Source organism: Nocardia sp. NPDC004722 (genome assembly GCF_053601505.1).
Genome location: NZ_JBSGBY010000379.1, coordinates 1 through 8,246 on the forward strand (window position 1 = coordinate 1; position 8,246 = coordinate 8,246).

Sequence of the window (8,246 nt, forward strand, 5' to 3'; positions counted from 1 at the left end):
GAAGGTGCCGCCGACGGGGGGACGATTTGGATGCTCGCCCCCAGACTGATGGTTAATGCCGGACCGGTCGACGAAGTCGATTTCCCAGTCGTGGTCGTCGGGGCACCCGAGGTGGCCGACTTGGTCCGCGAACCCGCGGCGGGCGTGCCAGCTGGGCGGGTCGGTACCTGCTTGTTCAGGGCTTTGGTGGTGGAAGACGCACCGGAGGGGACAGGCACATCCTTCGGCTTCCCACGAGAGCTGGCGCTGCTGCTGCTCGTCATAGTTCTACTGCTCGTTGTGCTCGAGCCGAGTTGGGTGGTGAGGCTCTGCCCGTCTTGCGCCTCCGGGACGGCCGAGGCGGCAACATTGCCGACGTTGTCTTCCCCTCGTGATCCGGTCGCGATGACGACGCCGATAGCCGAGGCCAGGAGTGCCCCCGTTGCAGCAGCGCGGGGAAGATACCGGCGAATTTTTTCAGCGTCGAGGCCCCCGGCAAACCGATGCCATCGCCCGCAGTACGACCTGGCCGACGCATCGTAATCTTCAACTTCGTAGTACTCGGTGTCATCCAGGTAGTACTCGGTGTCATCCAGATCGATTACCTCGTAAACCGCGACCTCGATGACTTCGGTCGCTTCCGGATCTCGGACTTCACCGCCCTTGCGGCGGGCGGAGATACGTTTGGCGTCGGGATCGTCAGGGTTGTTGCTATCGAGTACTCTCACTACGCGCCGCCTTCTTCGCCGCTGCTGCGGTTCGGCATTACAGCGACAAGCCGGTAACTAACACTTCAGATTCACAAACGATAATTCCCCGTGGCCCTGGGCGTCAATTTCCGCGATATGACGATGAATTGCATTCAATGTAGAAGTCGTGCCATTATTACGACATATTTCGAAATGTTCCCGCCATCGCCGCTGATCGCGTCGACGCCATCGACGGCCTGCGCCGTTGCCATCGATGGTGATCGAGGTTGTTGCCGCATGGGCAGATGTGTTCACATATGTCAGCCCACTCAACATAAGTAGTGAAAACAGCTGCAGCCGCCCCGGCGCACGGCGTGATCGGACCTCCAAAGTCTTCAATACTTTGGGGGCCAAAGCCGCACGGAGCCGATGTGCGGGACGCTGGCCGCTGAGTACCTCGGCGACGAGAGTGAGCAATTGCCACAACCACTGCCGTGTCTCGTCTGATTCCCGCCACACGGGCCAGCTGCCGGAGAGCTGCACACGGGGTACTGACGACCGGGGCGCGGTTGCTCGGTGCGCCGCGGCGTCAGCCCGAATGTTCGCACCGGTCACCGAATCACCCCATCGACACCGAGGCGTTCGCCAGCGGCGGTGAACATCTTCGGCTGCGTGGGATGTCTGGACATCGCCTGCAGCACGTCCTCGGCGCTGCTCACCAATTGCGCTGACCCGTCAGCGATGAACTGGTGACAACCCCACGACGCCGCCGAGGTGGCCGGCCCGGGCACCGCGAACGCCGGATGCCCCATCCGCCGTGCCCAGCGCACGGTGGACCCACTGCCCGAACGTAATCCGGCTTCCACCGCGACCACCGCAGCGGACAGGGCAGCGGTGATCCGGTTGCGATCGAGAAAGTTGCGCCGGTAAACCGCTGTGCCGGGCGGGTATTCGCTGACGATCAGCCCGCGATCGGCGATATGGGCCAGCAGTTGCTCGTGTTGATAGGGATAGGCGCGGTCGAGCCCGCACGGCAGCACCGCGACAGTGAGGCCATCGCGGGTGTCCAGCGCCGCGCGATGGGCGGCTGCATCTATACCGAACGCCGCGCCGGCCACCACCGTCCACCCGGACTCGGCCAATCCGCCGGCCATCGACCGCGCGACACCATTGCCGTACTCGGTACTGGCACGGGCACCGGTGATCGTGATCGCTCGCGCCGATGCTGCTGGCAGCGTGCCCGCACCGCCGACCCACAAGGCGAGTGGTGCCGCGTCGCCCGAGTTGTCCGAACCTGTTGGCAGACAACTCAACCGCTCATGCGGCCATTCGCTGTCGTGGGGAGTCACCAACCGCCCGCCGAGCTGGTGCACCCGATCGAGGTCGCGCGCTGCCGCGTCGAAACTTAGTGTCCGAGCGAGTACCGCCGCCGGCATGGGGAAGGGAGCTTTCCCCGAGCAGAGGGCAGCCGCTGCGTCGGAGGCCCCCAGGCGGTGAATGAGTTCGGTCAACGGTGGACACGGTCCCGCTGCGGCGCGTGAGAGCAGCGCCCAGGCCACGCGGTCAGCATCGGTGCCGGTCATTGTGTAACCCCTGCTGCCGGATCCGGCTGTGCGACACCGATATCGATACGCAACGCGGCGGCGGCGATCGCGCCATGCTCGGCGAGCTTGTGCAGGTTGTCGGGCCGCATCGCCATACCCAGCGCATAGGACAGCAATCCCGCGATTCGATGGTCGGGATCAGACGCGAGGGCCTCCTCGAACGCGATCCCGGCCAACGGTCCATCACCACGGACGTATGCGTGGAAGCCCAACAGGGCCGCCGCCTCGGCCCGATATGGATCTGGCAGAGCGCGGGTCGCAACTGTCCACAGCCGTTCCGCCGCATCCGCATACACTCCATCCACGACACCGAACAGGCAGTCACGAACAGCCAAGTCGGTCAACGCCACCGCGACATCGGCGAGACCCCTCGGCGTCACCGCGGCCGGATCGGGAGTCTTGACCACGTGCATAACCCGCCACAGCGCCGCCCGCGTGGAGGCCTCCGGATTACCGATGCACAAATCGCGGGTCAGGCGCCGTTGCGCATCCGCGACCGCCTCCGGGACCACTGCTGCGACCTGATCACGCAAGGCACCATCGACTGCGACAACCGCCGCGAGGTCCTCCCGACGTCCATGGATCGGCATCGACGCCAGCACACGCTCGGCGGCAGCGAACGACGACGCCGGATCACCCTGCGTACCGCGGTCGCCCGACCGTCGCAGATTCCACCACGGCGCCCCAGCACCGATATCGGCAACCGCCCACCCGCCAATCAACTCGGTTCCACACTCGGCCAGACTCCGCTCCAAAGCGGTGAGTAAAAGCCGGTGTTTGCCAGGAGCAGCGGACCCCTCGGACGCTCTGACAAGTCGGTCGTCGACCACTACGGCCAGCGCCGCCACGATGTCCGCGCGAGCGCACGCCTCGGCGATCCGGTGCGTGAGTCGGCTGGCGGTGCTCTTGCCCCTTGTCGGGAGGTCCATGCGCATCACCACATCGACTTCATGCTGCCCCTCAGACGATTGCTTGAGCGCGATGACGACCAGCGAACGCTCCGGGGTGAAGCCCAGCATGGCGGGGATAGCGGCGATGAGATCGCCCAACACGGCAAAACTCGAATCCGACGGCATAGAAGCCTCCTCCAAGACGAAGAAAGCCCCACGGACACAACGCAAACCAGATCGACACCGACGACGCCGTGCCCACGGGGCGGTGGGTGTCACGCGTCGACACCGGCGGCGAAAAGGGCGGTCAAGCCGAGAGCCCCGGAATCCCGGCCTGATTGGTCAGTTCGCACATTCCAGCTGTGGCAGAAGCGGCTTGACCGTCCGCGCCGCCGGTGTAGCGTGCGCCCACCCACCGCCCTGAGGGCCGCGCGGCGATATTGTGGCCGCCGCGCTTGGAATTCCGCTGGCCAACAAGATCAGGCTGCTGGATGATGCGCTCAGGATTGCGAATGCGATCATGCTCGCAAGCCGGGTTCAGGCCTGTGGCTATATATCGGTGGACCCCGACGCGGAATTTTGTCCTCTGCCGGTGAAGTTGGGCCATTGCCATTGACTGTCGCTGAAGGCGCTGGCCGACCTGTGCGGCGTCAGTGACCGCACGGTGCACCAAGCATTGAAATCGGCCCGGCCTCAACCCCGCAAGCAATATCCACTGCGGCCCTCACGCCTGGATGTTACCTCCCGCCCCCGACGAACCCCTCGCCTGGCACCTCGACAACGGGATCGCACCGCGCGGAACCATCCAGAGCCTCTACAACCAACTGGTCACCGAGCATGGTGCCACCAAGATCAGCTACAACATGGTTCGCACCTACGTCAGCCACCGCCGCAACACCACGCCGAGTGCACCGACCGAATACGCTCGACCCCATGATCATCTGGTTCAACGAGACCTTCGGAGCCGGAAAGTCCACCACAGCAACCGAATTGATGAGCCGCTTGCCTGGGTCGCGCGTATTCGACACCGAGGAAGTCGGGGTTATGCTGCGCAACGTCCTGTCCACCGAGACCGTCCGCGACTTCCAGGACTGGCGGACTGGTCGTCGCCGCAGCAACGCAGATCCTACAACCCGATCGATTCCCTTACGCCGCAGCAGTATTCACGGTGGGTGATTTCGACCTGATCGGCGGGTAGGGCCATTCCGCAACCGATGTTCAGTTCGATTTCAGATTGGACGTGATCCTTCGGGGCATCGTCTCCACTGCGGAGTCCGACGGCTGACTTCGGCCGGATGCCGCCGGGCTAGGCGGCCTGCTGTTCAAAACCTTTGCCGCCAACCAGATTTGGGCAGTCGTCGTCCCGTTCACCTTGGAGCTGACCGGCTGGCTGCCAAGTTTCACCGTGCACGACCATCCAGCTCGCATGCGCGAACCGAAACCGTTCACCTGCAACATTTTCTCGATCCCATCCGCTCGCCCGCCGCGCCTACCTACGCCGCCGCAGGCCCAGCGAAAGATCGAGGTCAAAGCTCTTGGCATACATGACCTTTGCTGATGTCGTATCGCTCACCGCTCTGGGGGCACTTCCAGCAATCTGGCCGGGATATCACAGCCAACCGGCCATCTCCCAGGGTTTGATCTTGACCCACCAGTCAGGCTCCATTAACTTGCCATTAAGCAATGATTAACCGCGATGGGGATGATCCACTCGGATTTCCGCGGCTTTTCTCTCGAGGGTTGGTAGGGGGTGCGCCCAACTGCAAGGACATCGCTTTTCATGTGAGGTGAACGGGCTTCGCTCAGTTTCACCCATATCACGCTTTACTCACCCGCTTGCACGTTACGGAGGTGATAGGTCCATATGCCTAACCTCGGATTCCGCTATCTATCGGAACCAGCCATGATTGCGGCTGGCGTTCTCGACGCCGCGAAATCCGTCGACGTCTGCGAGGAGGTATTCAGACTCCTGGATTCCGGCGATTACATCATGGGCGGGCCCGAAGGTCACAGTCACGGGATTGGACTCGCACTGCCCGCCGAAACTCGTTTTCCGAACATGCCAGTAGCTGGTCCGGATCGGCGCTTCGTAGCCATGCCTGCGTATATTGGCGGTAGATTCGATATGTGCGGGAACAAATGGTACGGCTCCAACTCTGCGAACCCAGCTAGCGGTTTGCCGCGGTCTATCATTACCATCCTGCTCAATGACAAGGAGACGGGCGAGCCCGTTGCTCTAATGTCGGGGAATCTACTGAGCGCGGCTCGAACGGGAGCTATTCCGGCACTTGCGAGTCGACTCCTGGCCCCGAACGCTTGCGCCCTTGCCATTATTGGCTGTGGTGTTATCAACCGCGCGGTCGTTAATGCTGTCATGACCCAGCAGTCCAATGTCAGAACAATCGTTGTCTATGATATAGTCCCGGAAAAGGCAGAGCACTGTGCAGACTGGATAGCACGCGAACATGGCGTTTCCGCCAAAGTAGCCACAAGTGCTGTCGATTGTGTCGATGGAGTCGACCTAATTTCAATTGCCGCATCGCGAACTCACCCGTTGATGATTCCCGAGCGTGCCTTCTCCCCTCGGGCGACAGTGCTTCTCTCGGGCCCTCTGGCCTCCGACGACGCACTCTGGAGCAACAGTCGAATCGTTTACGATAGCCGCGACCTGCATGAGGATTATATGCGCGAGGCCGAGGTTTCGTCGGACCGCTCGACCTACTACGGCTCGGTCATCGGCGGCCCAATTTACCGCCTTATAGACAAGGGGATCCTGCCGCGTCCGACGCACGCCGAGGACCTGGCGCAAATCGTCAGTGGTCGCGGCGCGACCCCATCACGTATACGTCGAAATGTGTTCGTGTCGTGTGGTATGGCCATCTTCGACGTCGCCCTCGCAACTGTTATTCTCCGAAATGCCTGCAGCCTGGACATCGGCATCGAACTCGCGCTCTGGGACCAGCCGCACCAATTGTGAGAGCTCAAGTGCATCAAACTCTAGAACAAATAGCGAGAGGAATTCCCGTCTGTGGGGGTTATCGAACACATTACGGCTCGACAATTACTGGACTGCAAGGGCAGGCCGATGGTAGAGGCCGAAGTACGTACATCGGACGGCCATGTCGGGCGGGGCGCCGCACCCACAGGGCAGTCGGTCGGCTCGCACGAGGCCTTCGTGCTCCGCGACAACGATCCCGAGCATTACTGCGGCAGCGGGGTGAACAAGGCGATCGGCAATATCACCGCTACGATCGCTCCGGCGCTGATAGGACGTGAAATAGCCGATCAAGCGGGCATCGATCAGGCAATGATCGACCTGGACGGGACTGTTCGCAAGACACGGCTCGGAGGGAACGCCATCTATTCGATGTCTGTCGCATGTCTGCGCGCAGCAGCGGCGACACGCGGCGAGCCAGTGTTCCAGACCCTCGCGCGGGACCGGATTACCACCGTGCCGGTGCCAAGCTTCAATATGGTGAATGGTGGCGTCCACGCCGGCGTCCGTCAGGCCTTCAACGAGTTCCTGGTGGTTCCGTACCGCGCTGCGAACATTTACGAAGCAGTGGAGATCGGAGTTGTCGTCTTCCGCGCGCTCGAGAAATGTATCAAGAAGTGGACAGGAGAGAGCCCGGCGCTCGGAAAGTCCTTCGGCTACGCGGCCTTTTCCGACGATCCACGCCTGATTCTCGAGATCATGCGCGACGCGATATCCGTCTGCGGCGTGACAGATACGGTCGCCTTCGCTCTCGACTGCGCTTCGAGCGAGATGTATGACGAATCGACACGCACATACGAACTCTCTGGAAAACGCGTCGATGCCGACGACATCATCGCTTACATGAAAGAATTGACCGAAGAATTCAATCTGCTCTTCGTGGAGGATCTACTCGACGAGAACGACTGGAACGGATTCACAAGGGCAACCCGCGAGCTGACCAGCACCGTAGTACTCGGCGACGATCTGATCGTCACAAATCGAGAGCGGCTTCGTAAAGCCATTGAACTCCGGGCCGTCGATGGATTCGTGCTCAAGCCGAACCAGATAGGGACGATATCCGAAGCTCTCGAAACATTCTACGAGGCCAAGTTGAACGGCCTCCTCGCCGTTCCGTCTGGACGCTCCGGTGGAGTGATCGACGATATCGTAATGGATTTCTCGGTTGGACTCGGTGTGCCTATTCAAAAGAATGGGGCACCACTCACCGGGGAGCGGATCGAGAAGCTGAACTTCCTTATGCGCGCCTCCGAGGCAATTCCGGCGAAGCGGCTCGCCGACCCGACGCCTTTCGTTCGCTTCGAGAGGTGAGTTACCAGTGTCCTCTTTGCTTTACTTGGTACGCCACGGCGAAACCGATTGGAATCAGCAGCGCCGGTTGCAGGGAAGAATTGACCAGCCCATGAATAATACCGGAAGAAACCAGGCTCTCGGAATAGCAACCGGCCTTTGTGGACGGAATGTGCATGCAGTGGTGGTCTCACCGCTGGTCCGTGCTTACGAAACAGGATCCATTATTGCCAGATACTTCGATCTTCCGGAGCCGTCGATAGACGAACGTCTGGTGGAGCGATGCTACGGTTCGGGTGAGGGGCTGACGGCAAGTGAAATATCCCAGAATTTCGGAACGATGCACGCGCTGCCGGGTCTGGAGCCCGAGGATAATATCCTCCATCGAGTGCTGCCGTCCCTCACTGAAATCGCGGCAGATAGCGCTGGGCGTTCTGTGGTCGTGGCTACACACGGCGCAGTCATTAGGGCCGTCGTGAGGCACATTTCTCCCGGCACGGCCGATGTAACCGAAACGCCTATCCGCAACGGTTCCGTGCATTCATTTCGCTGGACGCTGCAGGGCGGCACGCTGTTGTGCTTTGACGACCCGGTGTTCGGGGCCGTCCCATCATCCGGTTCGTCAACACAATTGAAGTCTGGAGATCGGCATTGGCCGAAACGTTGAAATTGAGCATGCCCCTGGTACCGCCGCTACTGCAGGGACTGCTGCTCGCGCTCCATGTCCGGGGATACCGCGTTGGCGGCTTCTGACACGGAACGCTCCTCGGTGAGGTCGGGCAAAACGGAACTCCTTGTT

7 protein-coding genes and 1 pseudogene are annotated in these 8,246 nt (G+C 61.5%); 5 read left to right on the forward strand and 3 right to left on the reverse strand.

The features are described from left to right. The 3 genes and pseudogenes from ACWELQ_RS30050 to ACWELQ_RS30060 form a co-directional block, all read right to left on the reverse strand. A pseudogene (locus ACWELQ_RS30050) lies at positions 1-707 on the reverse strand (hypothetical protein); the annotation flags it as partial. A 572-nt stretch (positions 708-1,279) separates the two neighbouring features. After that, a complete protein-coding gene (gene dprA / locus ACWELQ_RS30055; protein WP_452400403.1) occupies positions 1,280-2,251 on the reverse strand; it encodes a DNA-processing protein DprA in 972 nt (323 codons plus the stop codon). Beyond that, a complete protein-coding gene (locus ACWELQ_RS30060; RefSeq protein ID WP_452400404.1) occupies positions 2,248-3,348 on the reverse strand; it encodes a DUF4192 domain-containing protein in 1,101 nt (366 codons plus the stop codon). The genes dprA and ACWELQ_RS30060 overlap by 4 nt, the downstream gene beginning before the upstream one ends. Before the next feature lie 256 nt (positions 3,349-3,604). Between ACWELQ_RS30060 and ACWELQ_RS30065 the strand changes: the two genes are divergently transcribed. The 5 genes from ACWELQ_RS30065 (at position 3,605) to ACWELQ_RS30085 (ending at position 8,114) form a co-directional block, all read left to right on the forward strand. Continuing rightward, positions 3,605-3,778 carry a hypothetical protein gene (locus ACWELQ_RS30065; RefSeq protein ID WP_452400405.1) on the forward strand — a complete coding sequence of 58 codons (174 nt, stop codon included), beginning with the start codon at positions 3,605-3,607 and terminating at the stop codon, positions 3,776-3,778. Positions 3,779-4,095: 317 nt separating this feature from the next. Further along, complete coding sequence (locus ACWELQ_RS30070; RefSeq protein WP_452400406.1) at positions 4,096-4,338, forward strand: hypothetical protein; 243 nt, start codon at positions 4,096-4,098, stop codon at positions 4,336-4,338. 688 nt (positions 4,339-5,026) lie between these two features. After that, entirely contained in the window at positions 5,027-6,139 is a 1,113-nt protein-coding gene (locus ACWELQ_RS30075) for an ornithine cyclodeaminase (protein WP_452400407.1), read from the forward strand. A gap of 51 nt (positions 6,140-6,190) precedes the next feature. Beyond that, on the forward strand, positions 6,191-7,468 hold the full coding sequence (gene eno / locus ACWELQ_RS30080) for a phosphopyruvate hydratase (RefSeq protein ID WP_452400408.1): 1,278 nt from the start codon (positions 6,191-6,193) through the stop codon (positions 7,466-7,468). 7 nt (positions 7,469-7,475) lie between these two features. Next, positions 7,476-8,114: a histidine phosphatase family protein gene (locus ACWELQ_RS30085; protein ID WP_452400409.1), complete on the forward strand. Its 639-nt coding sequence runs from the start codon at positions 7,476-7,478 to the stop codon at positions 8,112-8,114. Positions 8,115-8,246 lie beyond the last annotated feature (132 nt).